Here is an 18002-nt window from a genome sequence, read left to right as displayed (position 1 = left end):
ACTGCAATGAGCCGACTGCTCTCGCTCTACCGCCGCATGCAAGGCTGGCCCGGGGGATCCTGGCTGTTCTCGCGTGCGGTGTGCTTCAAGGCGCCCTACTTCGCCAGCATCGCCCCGCGCATCACCGTCCTGGAGCCGGGCCGCTGCGAGGCGCGCATCGCGCACCGGCGGCGGGTCAGCAACCACATCGGCACGGTACACGCGATCGCGCTGTGCAACCTGGCGGAACTGGCCGGTGGAGTGATGGTCGACGCCAGCCTGCCGCCGTCGATGCGCTGGATCCCCAAGGGCATGCAGGTGGAATACCGCAGCAAGGCGCTCGGCCCGATGCATGCGGTGGCCACGCCGGACGTGGCGATCGTCGCCGCCGAGCGTGGTTACGACCTGCCGGTCAGCGTGGAGATCCGCGATACGCACGAGCACGTGGTGTGCTTCGCGCGCATCGCCATATGGGTGTCGCCACGCGTGCCGGCCACGGCCTCGCCCTGATCGCAGCGTCGCGTGTGCGGTGCGTGGCTCAATACGCCAGCAGCAGCGCCGCGATCGCCAGCGCTGCCGGCATCGCCTGCACGAACACGATGCGGCGGCTGACGCTCCAGCCGCCGTACAGGCCGGCCACGACCACGCAGCCGAGGAAGAACAGCATCACGTCGACCCGCTGCGCGACCAGGCCCCAGGCCAGGCCGGCGGCGAGGAAGCCGTTGTAGAGCCCCTGATTGGCCGCCAGCACGCGCGTGGCTTGCGCCTTCTCCGGCGAATTGCGGAACACCTTCATGCCCAGCGGACGCGTCCACAGGACCATCTCCAGCACCAGGATGTACACGTGCAGCAGCGCGACCGCGCCGACCAGGATCGAAGCCAACAGGATCATCGTGCTATCCGGCACAGGAGACAGGGCGTCAGCATAGCCAGCGGCCCGATGGGCGGCCAGTCCCCCGCCACGCGGCGCCGGCTCAGCGCGTTGGCGGCGTGCGTTCCGGCGGCAGCTTGGCCGCCTCGCGCAGCAGCCGCCACGCGCCCAGGGTCATGCCGGAGGCGGCCAGCAGGCCCGCGACGAACACCACCTGCGAGCCGAACCCCGACAGCAGCTTGTACAACCATGCGAAGCTGAGGTCGCTGCCACGGTAGATCACCGTATCGATCGCCGCGCCGGCCTTGTAGCGCCATTCGCGGCCGACCCGGGTGTACAGGGTCTCGCGGGCCGGCTTGGCCAGAGAGAACTCGCCGGCGCGGGTCACCACCTGCACCACCGCCACCAGCATCGGCAGCGGCGACACCGCCAGCACCGAATAGCCGAGCAGGATCGCGCAGCCGGGGATCAGCAGCGCCGGCCCGATGCCGAAGCGCGACAACAGCGCGCGGGTGACCAGCAACTGCAGCACCAGGGTCACCGCGTTCACCGCCAGGTCGATGTTGGCGTAGAAGGCGGTACTGGCCGCCGCATCGGTGTACAGGCGGCGCACGATCGCCGCCTGTTCGTTGTACAGCAGGGTGCCCACGCCCACGCCGAACACCGACATCAGCGCCAGCCAGCGCAGCAGCGGCTCGCGCGCGATCAGCTTCAGCCCGGCCAGCACGTCGCCGCCCATCGGCGCCTCGCCGCCGACCACGCCACGCTCGCGTTCGCGGGCGACCGCCCACAGCCGCAGGCGCAGCAGGCACACCACGCTGACCACCAGGAAGCCGGCCGACACCAGCATCAGGTTGGCGATGCCCACGCGCTCGACCAGGCTGCTGGCGATCACCGGTCCCAGGAACGCGCCGAGCGTGCCGGCGGCGCCGATGTAGCCGTAGCAGGCGCGCGCTTCGGCGTTGCTGAAGACATCGGCCATGAAGCTCCAGAACACCGCCACCGCGAACAGGTTGAACACCGAGATCCACAGGAAGAAGGCCATGCCGCGCCCGGGCACGCCGCTGTCGAACAGCACGTAGAACAGCAGCAGCGTGGCGATGAAGAAGCCATACACCACCGGCAGGAACACCCGCCGCGGATAGCGGCTGACCAGCGCCCCGTAGATCGGCTGCAGCAACAACATGATCAGGAAGGTGCAGGTGAACAGCACCTGCAGCGCGAATTCCTTCAACGGCATGCCGTGCGCCGCGAAGAACGCGATCATCGCCGGCGGGAACACCGCGGCCACGTCGGCGGAGGCGCCCATCGCCTCGCGCACCGGCCGCAGCACGTAGTAGCCGCTGAGCAGCGAGAAGAAGTACAGGAATGCCCACGCCAGCGGCGGCGAATCGCGTAGGGCACCGCGCAGCCGCGCCAGCGCACCGGGGGCATGCGGGGTGGCGCTCATTGGCGACGGACCCTGGTGCAAAAACGGGACATGGCGATTTTCGGGGGGCGGAAAACGCGCACGGTAGCTGATGCACCGCAACACCGCCAGCGCGTGCGCGATCCACCGCCCGCGCCGTACGGGCATCGCGCGCGGCGAACGGCCGCGCCGAGCATATGCTCTATCCTCGGCGACTAGCGTCGGCGCCAGGAACTCAGGGGACACCGCGGGTGTACGACTACATCATCATCGGCGCAGGCTCGGCCGGCTGCGTGCTCGCCAACCGCCTGAGCGAGGACCGCGACTGCAAGGTGCTGCTGATCGAGGCCGGGCCGCGCGACCGCAATCCCTTCATCCACATGCCCGCGGGCCTGGCGCGCCTGGCCAGCAACCGCCGCATCAACTGGAACTACCTGACCGAGGCCGAGCCGGCCTTGAACGACCGCCGCCTGTGGTGGCCGCGCGGCAAGGTGCTGGGCGGCTCCAGCTCGATCAACGCGATGTGCTACGTGCGCGGCGTGCCCGCCGACTACGACGACTGGTCGGCCGATGGCGCCGACGGCTGGGACTGGCGCGGCGTGCTGCCGTACTTCCGCCGCAGCGAATGCAACAGCCGCGGTGGCGATGCGCTGCACGGCGGCGACGGCCCGCTGCACGTCTCCGACCTGCGCTACCACAACCCACTCTCGGACGTGTTCATCGCGGCCGCGCAGGAAGCGGGCTTCCCGCACAATCCCGATTTCAACGGCCCGCAGCAGCAAGGCGTGGGCCTGTACCAGGTCACCCAGAAGGACGGCGCACGCTGCTCGGCCGCAGTCGCCTACCTGGCGCCGGCGCACGCGCGGGACAACCTGCAAGTGGTCACCGACGCGCTGGTGCTGCGCCTGCTGATCGAAGGTGGACGCGTGGTTGGCGTCGCCTATGCGCAGGACGGCCGCGAGGTGCAGGCGCGCGCCGCGCGCGAAGTGCTGCTCAGCGCCGGCGCGGTGAACTCGCCGCAGCTGCTGATGCTCTCGGGCATCGGCCCGGCCGATGCGCTGCGCCGCCACGGCATCGCGGTGCAGCTGGACCAACCGCAGGTCGGCGTCAACCTGCAGGATCACCTGGACGTGTGCACGCTGTACCGCACCCGCCCGGGCATCAGCTACGACCGTCGCAACCAGGCCAAGATCGCCTTCGACTATTTCCTGCGTGGGCACCGCGGCGCCGGCAGCAGCAACATCGCCGAGGCCGGCGGCTTCATCCGCTCGCCGTTGGCGCCGGACGCGCGCGCCGACATCCAGTTGCACTTCGTGCCGGCCATGCTCGACGACCACGGCCGCAACCGCCTGCCCGGCGACGGCTTCACCCTGCACGCCTGCCACCTGCAGCCGCGCAGCCGCGGCCGCATCGCGCTCAACGACGCCGACCCGCGCACGCCGGCGCGGATCCAGGCCAACTACCTGAGCGATCCCGACGGCTTCGACCTGCGCATGCTGGTGGAATGCGCGCGCCTGGCGCGGCACATCCTGCAGCAGCCGGCGTTCGATGCATGGCGCGGCGCGCCGCTGCTGCCGGCGCGGGAGGACCTGGACGAGGCCGGGCTGATCGCCTTCATCCGCGCCAAGGCCGAAACCATCTATCACCCGATCGGCACCTGCCGGATGGGCAGCGATGCGCAGGCGGTAGTCGACCCGCAGCTGCGCCTGCGCGGTCTCGACGGCCTGCGCGTGGTCGACGCCTCGGTGATGCCGCGCCTGGTCAGCGGCAACACCAACGGCCCGACGATGATGATCGCCGAGCGTGCTGCGGATCTGATCCGTGGGCGGGCTGTGCTGCGGGAGGGGTGAGGCGGCGGCTGCGCGCCGCTGCGCGGAGGGGGCGAGCGCACGAGTATCGCGGCGGTAGATCCGCTGCTGCGTGACCTACCCTCACCCCAACCCCTCTCCCGGGGGAGAGGGGCTAGGCAAGCCGTGCGCGGCACGGCGATTGCATGTCCGTGGGTATCCGCCGCAGTCCCCGCCACCGCTCCGCCGGCAGGCCTGCCCCCCCGTCCGAGGCGGGAAATCCCGAGCAGGATCAAGGCGATGCCTATTCATCTTCTCCCAGTTTGTGCATTCGAGAAATCCGGCGCTAGAATCGTGGCCGGCAGCACCTCACAGGCCTCAGGCGCAATGACACAGAACAGCAGGCACCGGCTCCTTCGACCGGTGGCAACCGGGTTGCTCGGGGCATTGCTGCCCTTTGCGATGTCCTCCACCGCACAGACGCCGGCGCCCGCACAACCGCTGCCGCCGCCGCTGCACACCGAAGCCACGCGCTACACCTCGCCGACCCAGCCGCTGCCCTACCGCGCTTCGCTCACCCAGAGCCAGGTGCTGCCGCTGGCCAAGGACTTCGATGTCGCCGCGCTGGAGTCGGTGGCCGAACAGTTGACCTATGGCGAGCGCGTGCCCGGCCTGGCGATGGCCATCGTGCACAACGGCCAGGTGCTCAGCGCGCGCGGCTACGGCGTCACCGACGTCAATCGCCCCGAGCAAGTCGATGCGCACACCGTGTTCCGCCTGGCCTCGCTGTCCAAGGCGTTCGCCGGCACCATGGCCGGCCTGCTGGTCAACGACGGCACCCTGCGCTGGGACAGCAAGGTCGTCGACTACGTGCCCGGCTTCCAGCTCAGCGACCCGGTCGCCACGCGCCAGTTGAACGTCGCCGACCTGCTCAGCCACCGCGTCGGCCTCACCTACAACGCCTACGACCGCGACGTCGAATCCAACATCGACTACTACACGCTCAGCCACAAGCTGGCCTATGCGCCGCTGAAGTGCGCGCCGGGCGAGTGCTACGCCTACCAGAACGTCGCCTTCAGCCTGATCGGCGACGTGGTGTTCGCCGCGTCCGGCAGCTTCTACGAGCAGTCGGTGGAGCGGCGCATCTTCAAGCCGCTGGGCATGAACGACGCCAGCATGGGCCTGGCCGGCATCCAGGCCAGCCCGCGCTGGGCGCGCCCGCATGTGCGCAGCCGCAACGGCTGGGTGTCGCTGACGCCCAAGCCGACCTACTACCGCCTGGCGCCGGCCGCCGGCGTCAACGCCAGCATCAGCGACATGGCGCAGTGGCTGATCGCACAGACCGGGCATCGTCCCGACGTGCTGCCGGAGCCGCTGCTGGCGACCCTGCACGCGCCGCTGATCCTCACCCCGGGCGAGATGCGCTCGGGCTGGCGCCGCGCGCGGGTCAACTCGGCCAGCTACGCACTGGGCTGGCGCGTGTTCGACTACTCCGGCCACCAGGTGATCTTCCATGCCGGCGCGGTGCAGGGCTACCGCGGCCTGATCGCGCTGGTGCCGGAACGCGACCTCGGCGTGGCCATCCTGTGGAACGGCGAAAGCGGCCTGCCCTCGGGCCTGCTGCCGACCGTGCTCGACCGCGCGATCGGCCTGCCGGCGCAGCGCTGGCTGGACGTGGACACCGACTTCGGCAGCGACAACCTGATGGCCGAGCGTCCGGACCCGAAGGACAAGAAGGGCGCCTCCTCGTCCAAGTCGGTGGCCTCGCCGCACTGAGCGCGGCCTCCCGCAGCATCCTCGCAGAAGGCGGCGCAAGCCGCCTTTCTGCTGTCTGCAGCGCTGACCTGCACCGCGTGTGCCCCTTCCCGGCTGGGACGCGGTGCCATTCCCGCAGCAACGACACGGCGCGGTCTCCGCCGCACTGACCGCGCGCTCGCGCAGCATCCTCGCGAACGGGCGCGCGAACCGCCTTTCTGCTGTCTACAGCGCTGACCTGCGCTGCGTGCGCCCTTTTTCCCGACGCGGGGACGCAGTCATGTCCCGGTTGCGGCGATGCGCTGGCACGAGCGCGTCACAAAAGTGTGGCCGCAACGCCGACGTCGTGCCTGGACGAACCATCAGCGACTGCGTCGCCCCAGCGGCAGCAGGCGCTCGGAGCGCCCGCGTACGGCCGCGGTGAGGGTGGTGGCGCACCGCCGCTTCCAAGATCGCGCACAGGGCACACGCCGCGCCCTCTCGGCATTGTTCGCGATCCGGCATCTGGTATCGCTGCGCCCCGCATCGCCGCAGGCTGCCGTTGGCGTGCTGGCAACCCGGTGCACCATCGCCGACGTGCGCGGGGCAGCGCGCGAGGCGCGACTGCAGGACGCCTGCGATAACGCCCGACGAGAAGCCTCCTGCGGGAGTCGACTGTCGTGCAACCGCGACGCGCGAAGTGGTGGGTGCTTTCCGATGGCCCAATGCGTCGGGACTGAAGGCCCTCCCACAGCCACCCGGCGAGCTCGCAAGCCACTGTGGAAGTCGCTTCAGCAGCGTCGGGCATTCCAGACAAAGCCCGTCGTGGCTGAATCCGCTCCCACAGGGGCTTGCGGCGAACCTACCGGGTGCACTGTGGGAGGGCCTTCAGTCCCGACGACAGAGGGTGTCGGCCGGCTTTCGGCTTCGCTTGTCGCGGCTGCACCACAGTCGACTCCCACAGCACAGACTGCATCCGGCGGGAGTGTGGCGAAAGCAGGCGGCCGGAGACTCCCCTCAGTCCACGGATACGCCGGAAAAACCCGTGATGCGGAGTGGAGGCGGGCAAGGCGCGCTGACGCGCTGCAAGTGCGCACGCAACGCCTTGGCTGGGTCGGCGAATGCCAGGCGTTCCGGCCGCTGTGGCGGCCCCGATCCCGACGGTCGGTCGATCCAGGCCAGGGGCGATCCATTGAACGCGATATGACGGCCTTTGCTGCCGCCTACCGTCGTGTCGTTGCCGGCGTAGCTGTCGCGTAAGTTCACGCCGACGATAACTGCCCGCGCCTCCCGGTACTCGCGTGGCTGCCCAGGCCGCACGTGCATGCCAGGGAGATCAGCTGGATGCGTGGCCCTGCCCGTAGGCACCGACCGTGGCACGGAGGCGACGCAGCTTGCCGCGTCGGTTGCCGATGCGACAGGCACAGGCGCGATGTCCACGTCGCAGCCTGGCAAGCAAGGCACAGGGAAGGGCCAGCGTGGATCGAGAAGACGGACGCTGCGGGGATCGTCGGGCGGAGGCACCACGGAGGTACTCCCGGGTCGGGACTGAAGTCCCTCCCACAACCGGGACTGCGGGCACGCGCGGCAGGATGCCGCACATAAAAAACTCCCTCCCCGCTGGGCACCGGGGAGAGAGTCTAGGAACAGCGATCGGGATGGATCAGATCAGCGGCGCGGGCGTGGCCGGCAGCGCGACCGGAGCGGCCTTCTTCTTGCGAGCGGCCGGCTTCTTCTTCGCCACGGTCTTCTTGGCGGTGGCCTTCTTCGCAGTTGCCTTCTTCGCGGCCGGCTTCTTGGCAGCCGACTTCTTCACCGTCTTCTTGGCAGCGGTCTTCTTGGTCGCAGCCTTCTTCGCGGTCTTCTTCACCGCCTTCTTGGCGACGGCCTTCTTCGCGGTCTTCTTGGTGGCGGCCTTCTTCGCCGTCTTCTTCACTGCCTTCTTGGCAACGGCCTTCTTGACCGCCTTCTTCACCTTGGCGACCTTCTTGGCCACCTTCTTGGCGACCTTCTTGACCGCCTTCTTTACCGAAACCTTCTTCGCTGCCGGCTTCTTGGCGGCAGTCTTCTTGACCGCCTTCTTAGCGGCCGGCTTTTTCGCAACTTTTTTCGTCGCCATGGGATGGCTCCTCGTCAGTGAACTATGGATTGAAAATGCCCAGTTAAAGCAACCTCGCGGCGATGCTCCGCCTGCGGGAACCGCCGGCGCGCGCTGCGGGCCGGATCGGATACAGAAACACCCGTACCGGATAGCGATACGGGTGCGATGCCAGGGGAGACGTTGCGTTTCTCGGAGGGAAGCGACTCCAACTCCACCATCTTCGGGTTCCTGGCGGATGTCCAAGTTGTGCTTCGCGTTTTGATGTCGATCCGATTCACTCGCTTGCGCAGCAACGTCTGCTGGGCGAAACCTAATCACGGTTTTTTTTACTGTCAACACTTCTACGCAATTTTTTTTTCGATGGCGCGCGCGCCACCGACGCCGCATGCCGCACTGGCCGCCTTGCCGACGCCGCCGATCGCCGACGCCGACGCCGCGAGGAAAACGGCGCATGCAAAAAAAGCAGGGAAATTTCCGTGTTTTCTGTAACGACACACTGCCTCGATCGCGTTGCGGGCAGGCAGCGGCGAAGCGTCGGCGGGAACCGCGGCGATGCACGCCAGCCTGTCCGCTAGCTGAAAAAAAATTTCGCGACCGCACGCGGTTCCGGCATCGCACAAGTGCAAATGCGCAAAAGTGCGCAAACTTTTTTGCGTCGTGCGGCGCTCACGACGCGCGCGATGCATGCGTGCCGCGTCGCCGGGTGGCGCCGCATCGCGCCACTGCGACACGACCTGCACGCACGTCGCCGACACACCGCGACGCGCACGACTGCCCTCGCCCACCTCCATGCCAAGTCGCCAACGCGTCCTCCGGCGATGCCGTTGCACGGTCGTGTCGACCGAAACAGCTCGCAGAGGTGATCGACTGGCGCCGGCACGCACCGCGCCGCCATGCATCGGCGACGCGAGCAGCGCACACCGCATCGCCGATGCCCGCGCGTCGCCGACCCACGTTGTGCCTCCACGCCGCGCTGCACCTGCGCCGCGTCGGAAAACCGGCGCCGGCCGACGCGCGGGTCGTCGGCATCGGTCTCCGCCAGACGCGACGAACACGCTGCGCTCGCGGTACGCCCGGCGGCGACCTCACATGGTCTTCGCAGCGACGCACGCGGCGACGCAGGCGACGCGCGTTCCGGGATCGCCATGCCGAGAATGGCGCTGCCGACGCGCGAACGCTGGCGAGTTCGCCGAGCCGCGCCCAAAAAGAAACCGGCCGCACTGGGCGGCCGGTTCGGGTATCGCGATGGGCGGTCGGCTCAGTGGCCGTCGTCCTCGAGCAGTTCGGCGTACTCGTCCGGCGACAGCAGTTCGTTCAACTGCTCGGCATCGTCCGCTTCCAGCACCAGGATCCAGCCTTCGCCGTAGGCGTCCTCGTTGATCGTTTCCGGCTTGTCGCTCAGCGCGGTGTTGACCTCGACGACCTTGCCGCTGAGCGGGCTGTACACGTCGGAGGCGGCCTTGACCGACTCGACCACGGCCACGCCGTTGCCGGCTTCGACGTGATCGCCGACGTTCGGCAGTTCGACGTAGACCAGGTCGCCGAGCAGGCCCTGGGCGTGGTCGGAAATGCCGATGGTCACGCGACCGTTGCCCTCGACGCGGGCCCACTCGTGGGACTTGAGGAATTTGAGGTCGCCAGGGATCTCGCTCATGGGGCTGCTCCGGAAGAAGACGGTATCGAGGATGGGAGTCTAGTGTAGCGAACCGCGCGCTTGGGGACGAAGTCGCGCGCGGTGGACAGGACTCAGCCGAGCACGCCGGGCTGGACCTGGCCTTCGCGCACGAACGGGAACTTGACCACGCGCACCGGCACTTCCTTGCCGCGGATGTCCACGCGCACCGCACCCGGCTCGCCGGCCGGCACCCGTGCGAAGGCGATGGCCTTGCCCAGCGTCGGCGAAAAGGTACCGGACAGGATCTCGCCGTCGCCGTTGGCGGTCAGCACCTTCTGTCCATGGCGCAGCACGCCCTTCTCGTCCATCACCAGGCCGATCATCTGCCGCGGCGCGCCGCCGGCCTTCTGCGCTTCCAGCACAGCGCGGCCGATGAAGTCGCGGCCCTCGTCGAGGGTCACCGTCCAGGCCAGCGCGGCCTCGTAAGGCGAGACGCTGTCGTCCATGTCCTGACCGTAGAGGTTCATGCCCGCCTCCAGGCGCAGCGTATCGCGCGCGCCCAGGCCGGCCGGCTTCACCCCCGCACCGATCAGCGCCTCCCAGAACGCCGGCGCCTGCGCTTGCGGCAGCACGATCTCGAATCCGTCTTCGCCGGTGTAGCCGGTGCGCGCGACGAACAGCGGCACGCCCGCGTCCGAGGTCGCCTCGATCGCGGCGAAGCGACCGAGCTTCTGCGCCGCGGCACGATCCTGCTCGCGCAGCAGGCCGATCGCCTTGGCGCGCGCGTTCGGCCCCTGCACCGCGATCATCGCGAAGTCGTCGCGCTCGCGCACCTGCACGCCGAACGCCTGCGCCTGCTCGCCGATCCAGGCCAGATCCTTGGCGCGGGTGGCGGCGTTGACCACCAGGCGGAAGAACGCATCGGACATGTAATAGACGATCAGATCGTCGATCACCCCACCCTGCGGGTTGAGCATGCAGGTGTACAGCGCCTTGCCCGGCACCTTCAGCTTGTCCACCGAATTGGCCAGCAGATGGCGCAGGAACGCCCGGACCTGCTCGCCGTGCAGATCGACCACGGTCATGTGGCTGACGTCGAACATGCCGGCGTCGCGGCGCACCTGGTGGTGCTCGTCGATCTGCGAGCCGTAGTGGATCGGCATGTCCCAGCCGCCGAAGTCGACCATCTTGGCGCCGAGGGCGCGGTGGCTGTCGTTGAGGATGGTCTTCTGGGTCATGGCGCGGGTCCGTGAGAAAAGTCCCCCATTATCGCTGGCTGGGGGCCGGGATTGGGGGAGTCGGGAATGGGGATTCGTCAGAGCGGCTTTCCTGGATCCGAAGGACTGGCGCTCGATCGCGCAGTGCCGTGGGAGCGGCTTCAGCGAAGGCCGGGATCGGGGAGTTGGGATTCGGGATTAGCAAGAGCGGGCGTCCTGAGCCGAAGGACGCGCGCTTGATCGCTGCTCCTACGCGCAGGAAGATTGGGAAGGTGGAGGTACCGCGCACTCGCGGCACCAATCCCCAATCCCGACTCCCCAATCCCGGCTTTCAAACCGCCTGGACCAGCAGCGTCATCCCGTCCACGCCGACGATGCGCACCGTGCTGCCGGCCGGCAGGTCGGGGCCGCCGACCACCCAGAAGGCGTCGTCGACCTTGGCGCGGCCGCGGCCGCCGTGGATCGGCTGGTCCAGGGTCACCATGCGGCCGATCAGTTGCTCGGCGCGGCGGTTGAGCAGCGGCTGGTCGCTGGTCCGGCCGCGGTTGCGGAACCAGGTGCGGTACACCTGGATCGAGACGAAGCTCAGCACCACGAACGCGCCGACCTGCAGCAGCAGGGAGATGTCCGGGAACACCAGCACGGCGAGGAACACCGCCGCGGCGGCGAAGCCCATCCACAGCATGAAGGCGCCCGGCGCCAGCGATTCGGCCGCGAACAGCAACAAGGTCAGGGCACCCCAAGCCACTACCTCAATGCGCATGGCTCAGACTCCGTTGCGCGGCGGCACGCGCGGCACTGCCGGCGGGGAGGCCTGCTTGTTCAGCGCCTCGCGCGCCAGTTCGGCGATGCCGGCGATCGAGCCGATGATGCCGCTGGACTCCATCGGCATCAGCACGAACTTCTGGTTCGGCGCGGTGGCCAGCTCCTTGAACGCCTCCACGTACTTCTGCGCGACGAAGTAGTTGATCGCCTGCACGTCGCCTTCGGCGATCGCCTTGGACACCATCGCCGTCGCCCGCGCTTCGGCCTCGGCCAGGCGCTCGCGCGCCTCGGCGTCGCGGAACGCGGCCTCCTTACGGCCTTCGGCCTCCAGCACCGCCGCCTGCTTCTCGCCGTCGGCACGCAGGATCTCCGACTGCCGCGAGCCCTCCGCCTCGAGGATCTGCGCGCGCTTCTCGCGCTCGGCCTTCATCTGCCGGGCCATCGCATCGACCAGGTCGCGCGGCGGCTGGATATCGCGGATCTCGATGCGGGTGACCTTGATGCCCCACGGATTGGTGGCATGGTCGACCACGTTCAGCAGCTGCGCATTGATGGTCTCGCGCTGGCTCAGCGATTCGTCCAGGTCCATCGAGCCGATCACGGTGCGGATGTTGGTCTGCACCAGCGCGATGGTGGCGATCTCCAGGTTGGAGACTTCATACGCGGCCTTGGCGGCGTCCAGCACCTGGAAGAACACCACGCCGTCCACGCGAACGACCGCGTTGTCCTTGGTGATGACGTCCTGGCTGGGCACGTCCAGCACCTGTTCCATCATGTTGACCTTGCGGCCGACGCCATACATCCACGGAATCAGGAAGTGCAGGCCGGGCGACAGCGTGTGGGTGTAGCGGCCAAAGCGCTCCACCGTCCACTGGAATCCCTGCGGCACCATGCGCACGGTCTTGAACAGCACCACCACGCCGAAGAACAGGATCACCAGCGCAAGGAAGAAGGAAGACGGCATCAGGTCGCTCCATTAACCAGAAAGAAATCGAATCCGCAGTATAGCCAGCGCACGCGCACGTGCCGGTCACCAGCGGATGCGGCCCAGCAGCATGTCCTTGAACATGACCCAGTCGCCGGCAAGCGAGTACAGCGGGTGATTGAAGGTGGCGGGACGGTTCTTCTCGAACACGAAATGGCCGATCCAGGCGCAGCCGTAGCCGCAGACCGGCGCGGCCCACAGCCAACGCGGCTGGCCGGTGCACAGCGCCAGCAGCAGGCTCGCCAGCACGCCGAGGCTGCCGACGAAATGCAGCCGTCGCGACACCCGATGCCGGTGCTCGCTCAGATAGAACGGATAGAACTCGCGAAAACTGGAGAAGCGACGCATGCGATGGCCCTCCCGAGGCGACGCAGGCGTCCAGCATACGCTGGGAGCGCGGGCGTCGCGCGCTGCGCACGGATGCGACACGCAGATGTCATGCGGCCACGACGCGCACTTGGCGTGCTTTCCGATGATCCAATGGGTCGGGACTGAAGTCCCTCCCACCGTGCACCCACCGCATTCGCCGCAAGCGCCTATGGGAGCGGCCTCCGTCGTGCCGTGGTGCGACGATGACGCGTCTCGCGGCGGCAAGGCACCGCCCATCGCGCAGGGACGTGTCCTGGGGCGCAACGGTCATGCGGCCACAACGCGCAACGTGGCGTGCTTTCCGATGATCCAATGCGTCGGAACTGAAGTCCCTCCCACAGTGCACCCGCCGCATTCGCCGCAAGCGCCTGTGGGAGCGGCCTCAGCCCTGCCGCGGCGCGAACATGATCACCGCCATGCCGGCCAGGCACAGGCCGGCGCCGAGCAGGTCCCAGCGCGTGGGGCGCATGCCCTGCACCGTCCACAGCCACAGCAAGGCGACGGCGACATAGACGCCGCCGTAGGCCGCATAGACGCGGCCGCTGGCGGCGGGATGCAGGGTCAGCAGCCAGACGAAGGCCGCCAGGCTGCCCGCGGCCGGCAACAGCAGCCAGGCGCTGCGCTGTTCGCGCAGCCACAGATAAGGCAGGTAGCAGCCGACGATTTCCGCGACGGCGGTCAGCACGAACAGCAGCAGGGTCTTCATCCGGCCGCGGCGCGCTCTTCGTCCTTGGCGCGCTGCCAGTACGCCTCCTGCTGCGCCAGCGACAGGCCGTCGAGCGCGCCGCCGTCCTGCTGCGCCAGCCGTTCCATCGTGCGGAAGCGACGCTCGAACTTGAGGTTGGCGTGGCGCAGCGCCGCACCGACGTCGACCTTGGCATGCCGCGCCAGGTTGGCGCAGACGAACAGCAGGTCGCCGATCTCGTCCTGCAGCCGTGCCGGATCGACCGCGGCGCCATGCGCCAGTTCCGCACGCACTTCCTCCAGCTCTTCCTGCACCTTGTCCAGCACCGGCGCGGGGCCGGACCAGTCGAAGCCGACCCGCGCCGCGCGCGACTGCAGCTTCAGCGCGCGCTGCCATTCCGGCAGGCCGCGGGCGATGCCGGCCAGTGCCGAGCCGTCGCGCTCGCCGGCGGCGGCGCGCTCGGCGCGTTTGATCTCTTCCCACTTCAGCGTCTGCTGTTCGGCATCGGCCACCTGACTGTCGCCGAACACGTGCGGGTGGCGGCGCACCATCTTGTCGCAGATCGCCGCAACCACGTCGTCGAAGCCGAACGCGCCCTGCTCGCGCGCCATCTGCGCATGGAACACCACCTGCAGCAGCAGATCGCCGAGTTCGTCCTTCAGCCCGGCCAGGTCCTGGCGGTCGATCGCGTCGGCCACTTCGTAGGCCTCTTCGATCGTGTACGCGGCGATGCTGGCGAAGTCCTGCTCCAGGTCCCAGGGGCAGCCCTGCGCGGGATCGCGCAGGCGCGCCATGATGTCGAGCAGGGCGGGAAGATCGTAGCGAGTGGGGGTCACGGGCGGGTTCCGGTGCGACGGCACCGCTGCCGCCACCGCCTAGTGTGGCAGAGCGCGCGCCGTGCGGCGCGTGCTCGCTGCGCGGCTCAGCCCAGCCAGTCGCGCCAGGGCAGCGCCGCATCGCCCAGCGCCACGAAGTCGCCGTTGAGCAGCGATTCGCGGCGGTTGTAGCGGAACGGCTTGCCGGTCGCGGCGGCCAGCAGCGCGCCGCCAGCGGCCTGCAGCACGCACTGCCCGGCGGCGGTGTCCCATTCGGAGGTCGGGCCGAAGCGCGGATACACGTCCAGGTCGCCATCGGCGATGCGGCAGAACTTCAGCGACGAACCCTGCGCGACCAGTTCGATCTCGCCCATGCGCTGCAGCAGCGCGTCGGTACGCGCGTCGCGGTGCGAGCGGCTCGCCGCCACCCGCAGCGGCGCGGTGGCCGGCCGCCGGGTGTTCAACGCGGTGTCGCGGAAGCCCTCGCGGCGGTACGCCTGCTCGCCGCGCACCGCATGCCAGACGCGGCCGTCCACCGGCGCCTGGACCACGCCGAACACCGGCGCGCCCTGGTGGATCAGCGCGATGTTGACGCTGAATTCGCCGTTGCGCTTGACGAACTCGCGGGTGCCGTCGAGCGGGTCGACCAGCCAATAGGTGGTCCAGTGCTCGCGCACCTCCCACGGAATCTGCGCCGATTCCTCGGACAGCACCGGCAGGTCCGGGGTCAGCCGCTCCAGGCCTTCGACGATGATCTGGTGCGCGGCCAGGTCGGCCTGGGTCAACGGGCTGGTATCGGCCTTGTGCTCCACCTCGAAGCCGGTGGCATAGACGGACATGATGGCCGCGGCGGCATCGATGGCGATGGCGATCACGGTTTCGCGCAAATCACTGGTGAGACGGATCATTCGGCGCGACCCAGCCACTCGCGGGCGATGAACAGCGCCGCCAGCGAACGCCCCTCGGAAAAATCTTCACGCAACATCAGTTGATCCAGTTCAGCCAGTTTCCAGGGCACCACTTCCAATTCCTCCGGCTCGTCGCCGGTCAGTCGTTCGGGATAGAGATCTTGTGCAAGCACCAGCCACGACTGGTGGCTCATGTAGGTCGGCGCCAGGGTCATCGCGCGCAGCACGCGCAACTGCCGCGCGCCGTAGCCGGCCTCTTCCTTGAGTTCGCGGTCGGCTGCCTGCAGCGGGGTCTCGCCGGCGTCGATGCGGCCCTTGACCAGGCCCAGTTCGTAGCGATGCACGCCGGCGGCGTATTCGCGCACCAGCAGCACGGTCTGCGCATCCAGCATCGGCACCACCACCACCGCGCCATGGCCCGGCGCCTTCAGCCGGTGGAACACGCGGCGCTCGCCATTGCTGAACTCCAGGTCCAGCTCCTCGACCCGGCGCTCGGCGGCCGATTCGCTGCGCTCGCGCACGGCATGGATGACCGGCAATCGACGGGTCACGCCGGCACCCTGCGGCGCCGGACGGCGTCGATCGATAGAATGCGCGGAGCGAAGAACCTGTTCATGAGCGCGAAATGCTATCAGACCTGACCGCAGCACAGATGGCCGAGGCGTGGCGCACGCGTGATCTGGCCGTGCTCTGGCACCCGTGCACGCAGATGCGCGAGCACCCCGACACCCTGCCCCTGGTCCCGATCGCCCGTGGCGAAGGCGCCTGGCTGATCGACCACGGCGGCCGCCGCTACCTGGATGCGGTGAGCAGTTGGTGGACGAATCTGTTCGGCCACGGCGAGCCGCGCATCGCCGCGGCCATCGCCGCCCAGGCCACCCAGTTGGAGCAGGTGATGCTGGCCGGCTTCAGCCACGAACCGGCGGTGCTGCTGGCCGAGCAGTTGCTGGCGCTGGCGCCGCGCCAGGAAGGGCGCGCGCCGCTGGCCAAGGTGTTCTATGCCGACAACGGCTCGGCCGGCGTGGAAGTGGCGCTGAAGATGGCCTTCCACTATTTCCAGAACCGCGGCGAACCGGGGCGCACCCGCTTCGTCGCGCTGGAGAACGGCTACCACGGCGAGACCATCGGCGCCCTGGCGGTCGGCGATATCCCGCTGTACCGGCGGGTGTACGCGCCCCTGCTGGCCGAGGCGCTATTCGCGCCCTCGCCCGACGCGTACCAGGCAGAACCGGGACAGAGCGCGCGCGAACGCGCCGATGTCGCCGCCGATGCGCTGGCCGACCTGTTCGACCGCCATCCCGGCGAGATCTGTGCGGTGATCCTGGAACCGCGCCTGCAGTGCGCCGGCGGCATGCGCATGCACGATCCGGCCTATCTGCGGCGGGCGCGCGAACTGTGCGACGCCAACGGCGCCTTCCTGATCGCCGACGAGATCGCCACCGGCTTCGGCCGCACCGGCACCCTGTTCGCCTGCGAGCAGGCCGGGGTGATGCCGGACCTGCTGTGCCTGTCCAAGGGCCTGACCGGCGGCTTCCTGCCGCTGTCGGCGGTGCTGGCCACCCAGCATCTGTACGACGCCTTCCTCGACGACAGCCGCGAACGCGCCTTCCTGCATTCGCACAGCTACACCGGCAACCCGCTGGCCTGCGCCGCGGCGCTGGCGTCGCTGCGGATCCTGCAGGAGGACGACGTGATCGCGCGTAACCGCAGCACCGCCGAGACCATGCGCGCGCTGTCGGCGCCGTTCGCCGAGCATCCGCACGTGGCCGACGTGCGCCAGGCCGGCATGGTGGTGGCGTTCGAACTCACCCGCACCGGCGACAAGCGCACGCCCTTCCCTGCGTCCGCACGCGTCGGCCTGCACGCCTACCGTGCCGCGCTGCAACGCGGGGTGGTGCTGCGCCCGCTGGGCGACGTGCTGTACTGGATGCCGCCGTACTGCGTGGACGCCGAGCAGTTGACGCTGCTGGCCGAGACCACGCTGGCGGCGATCGACGAGGCGGTGGCATGCGCCTGACCCGCTGCCATGTGGAGCTGCCGCTGCACGCCGGCGCAGAGTTGAGCCTGCCGGAAGACGTCGCCAACCACCTGCTGCGCGTGCTGCGGCTGCGCGAGGGCGATCCTTGCGTGCTGTTCAACGGCGACGGCTGCGATTACCCCGCCGAACTGCTGCAGGCCGGCAAGCGCAACGCCAGCGTGCGCATCGGCGCGGCGCAGCCGGTCGACAACGAGTCGCCACTGGCGATCACCCTGCTGCAGGGCGTGGCGCGCGGCGAGAAGATGGACCTGATCCTGCAGAAGGCCACCGAGCTCGGCGTCGCCGCGATCGTGCCGGTGTGGGCCGAGCGCACCGAAGTGAAGCTGGATGCGGCGCGGGTGGACAAGCGCGTGGCGCACTGGCGCAGCGTGGTGATCTCGGCCTGCGAACAGTCCGGCCGCGCGCGCGTGCCGCAGCTGAGCGCGCCGCTGGCGCTGGCCGATGCGGCGCGCGCCGCGGCGGACAGCCCGTGCCGGTTGATCCTGGATCCGCAGGGCGAACACCGCCTGCGGTCGCTGACCATCGGCGGCGCTGCGGCGACGATCGCGATCGGCCCGGAAGGCGGCTGGTCGCCGCGCGACCGCGCCACGCTGGAGGCCGCCGGCTTCGTCGGCCTGCGCCTGGGGCCGCGCATCCTGCGCACCGAAACCGCCGGCCTGGCCGCGATCGCGGCGCTGCAGGCGCACCACGGCGACCTGTGAGTTCAGGCAAGCGATGACGCTGTA

Annotated in this window: 18 protein-coding genes; 5 read left to right on the top strand and 13 right to left on the bottom strand. The window is 69.1% G+C overall.

The window, feature by feature from the left end; all coding sequences use genetic code 11:
- The first annotated feature begins 6 nt into the window (after positions 1-6).
- Positions 7-489 (top strand): hotdog fold domain-containing protein, encoded by a 483-nt coding sequence (locus ACHWVH_RS02260; protein ID WP_295847248.1) that lies wholly within the window; start codon positions 7-9, stop codon positions 487-489.
- A gap of 28 nt (positions 490-517) precedes the next feature.
- Here the strand turns inward: ACHWVH_RS02260 and ACHWVH_RS02255 are convergent, their stop codons facing one another.
- A complete protein-coding gene (locus tag ACHWVH_RS02255) occupies positions 518-871 on the bottom strand; it encodes a DUF1304 domain-containing protein (RefSeq protein ID WP_295847250.1) in 354 nt (117 codons plus the stop codon).
- An 82-nt stretch (positions 872-953) separates the two neighbouring features.
- Complete coding sequence (locus ACHWVH_RS02250) at positions 954-2300, bottom strand: NTP/NDP exchange transporter (RefSeq protein WP_017910468.1); 1347 nt, start codon at positions 2298-2300, stop codon at positions 954-956.
- Between the two features lie 209 nt (positions 2301-2509).
- Between ACHWVH_RS02250 and ACHWVH_RS02245 the strand changes: the two genes are divergently transcribed.
- Entirely contained in the window at positions 2510-4108 is a 1599-nt protein-coding gene (locus tag ACHWVH_RS02245; protein ID WP_394686585.1) for a GMC family oxidoreductase, read from the top strand.
- A gap of 324 nt (positions 4109-4432) precedes the next feature.
- Positions 4433-5821 carry a serine hydrolase gene (locus ACHWVH_RS02240; RefSeq protein WP_026143743.1) on the top strand — a complete coding sequence of 463 codons (1389 nt, stop codon included), beginning with the start codon at positions 4433-4435 and terminating at the stop codon, positions 5819-5821.
- A gap of 1621 nt (positions 5822-7442) precedes the next feature.
- On the opposite strand, the gene ACHWVH_RS02235 is transcribed toward ACHWVH_RS02240, so the two are convergent.
- The 11 genes from ACHWVH_RS02235 to nudE all read right to left on the bottom strand — a co-directional run bounded on the left by ACHWVH_RS02235 (position 7443) and on the right by nudE (position 15790).
- Entirely contained in the window at positions 7443-7898 is a 456-nt protein-coding gene (locus ACHWVH_RS02235) for a hypothetical protein (RefSeq protein ID WP_394686584.1), read from the bottom strand.
- Between the two features lie 323 nt (positions 7899-8221).
- Entirely contained in the window at positions 8222-8671 is a 450-nt protein-coding gene (locus tag ACHWVH_RS02230) for a hypothetical protein (protein WP_394686583.1), read from the bottom strand.
- 467 nt (positions 8672-9138) lie between these two features.
- The gene (gene gcvH / locus ACHWVH_RS02225) at positions 9139-9534 is read right to left on the bottom strand and encodes a glycine cleavage system protein GcvH (protein WP_017910465.1); all 396 of its coding nucleotides are present in this window, start codon (positions 9532-9534) and stop codon (positions 9139-9141) included.
- A gap of 92 nt (positions 9535-9626) precedes the next feature.
- Entirely contained in the window at positions 9627-10733 is a 1107-nt protein-coding gene (gcvT, locus tag ACHWVH_RS02220; protein WP_017912924.1) for a glycine cleavage system aminomethyltransferase GcvT, read from the bottom strand.
- A gap of 310 nt (positions 10734-11043) precedes the next feature.
- Positions 11044-11475 carry an NfeD family protein gene (locus ACHWVH_RS02215; protein ID WP_026144669.1) on the bottom strand — a complete coding sequence of 144 codons (432 nt, stop codon included), beginning with the start codon at positions 11473-11475 and terminating at the stop codon, positions 11044-11046.
- Positions 11476-11478: 3 nt separating this feature from the next.
- Positions 11479-12444 carry an SPFH domain-containing protein gene (locus ACHWVH_RS02210; RefSeq protein WP_152237213.1) on the bottom strand — a complete coding sequence of 322 codons (966 nt, stop codon included), beginning with the start codon at positions 12442-12444 and terminating at the stop codon, positions 11479-11481.
- A 63-nt stretch (positions 12445-12507) separates the two neighbouring features.
- Positions 12508-12810 (bottom strand): Mpo1-like protein, encoded by a 303-nt coding sequence (locus ACHWVH_RS02205; protein ID WP_394686582.1) that lies wholly within the window; start codon positions 12808-12810, stop codon positions 12508-12510.
- A gap of 403 nt (positions 12811-13213) precedes the next feature.
- Complete coding sequence (locus ACHWVH_RS02200; protein WP_017916569.1) at positions 13214-13537, bottom strand: YnfA family protein; 324 nt, start codon at positions 13535-13537, stop codon at positions 13214-13216.
- Positions 13534-14310 (bottom strand): nucleoside triphosphate pyrophosphohydrolase, encoded by a 777-nt coding sequence (gene mazG, locus ACHWVH_RS02195; protein ID WP_267101215.1) that lies wholly within the window; start codon positions 14308-14310, stop codon positions 13534-13536. Before mazG ends, ACHWVH_RS02200 begins: the two co-directional genes overlap by 4 nt.
- Before the next feature lie 128 nt (positions 14311-14438).
- The gene (gene cysQ / locus ACHWVH_RS02190; protein ID WP_017912917.1) at positions 14439-15239 is read right to left on the bottom strand and encodes a 3'(2'),5'-bisphosphate nucleotidase CysQ; all 801 of its coding nucleotides are present in this window, start codon (positions 15237-15239) and stop codon (positions 14439-14441) included.
- On the bottom strand, positions 15236-15790 hold the full coding sequence (nudE, locus tag ACHWVH_RS02185; RefSeq protein ID WP_026143746.1) for an ADP compounds hydrolase NudE: 555 nt from the start codon (positions 15788-15790) through the stop codon (positions 15236-15238). Before nudE ends, cysQ begins: the two co-directional genes overlap by 4 nt.
- 74 nt (positions 15791-15864) lie before the next feature.
- Between nudE and bioA the strand changes: the two genes are divergently transcribed.
- Positions 15865-17256, top strand: coding sequence for an adenosylmethionine--8-amino-7-oxononanoate transaminase (gene bioA / locus ACHWVH_RS02180; protein WP_267101090.1), 1392 nt, complete (start codon positions 15865-15867; stop codon positions 17254-17256).
- Positions 17247-17978 (top strand): 16S rRNA (uracil(1498)-N(3))-methyltransferase, encoded by a 732-nt coding sequence (locus ACHWVH_RS02175; protein WP_394686581.1) that lies wholly within the window; start codon positions 17247-17249, stop codon positions 17976-17978. Before bioA ends, ACHWVH_RS02175 begins: the two co-directional genes overlap by 10 nt.
- The last annotated feature ends 24 nt before the right edge of the window (positions 17979-18002 follow it).

This window comes from uncultured Xanthomonas sp. (genome assembly GCF_964278005.1).
GTDB classification, from domain to species: Bacteria; Pseudomonadota; Gammaproteobacteria; order Xanthomonadales; family Xanthomonadaceae; genus Xanthomonas_A; species Xanthomonas_A sontii.
The sequence above is the reverse complement of the archived record's forward strand: the minus strand, read 5'-3'. Positions and strand labels throughout refer to the sequence as shown.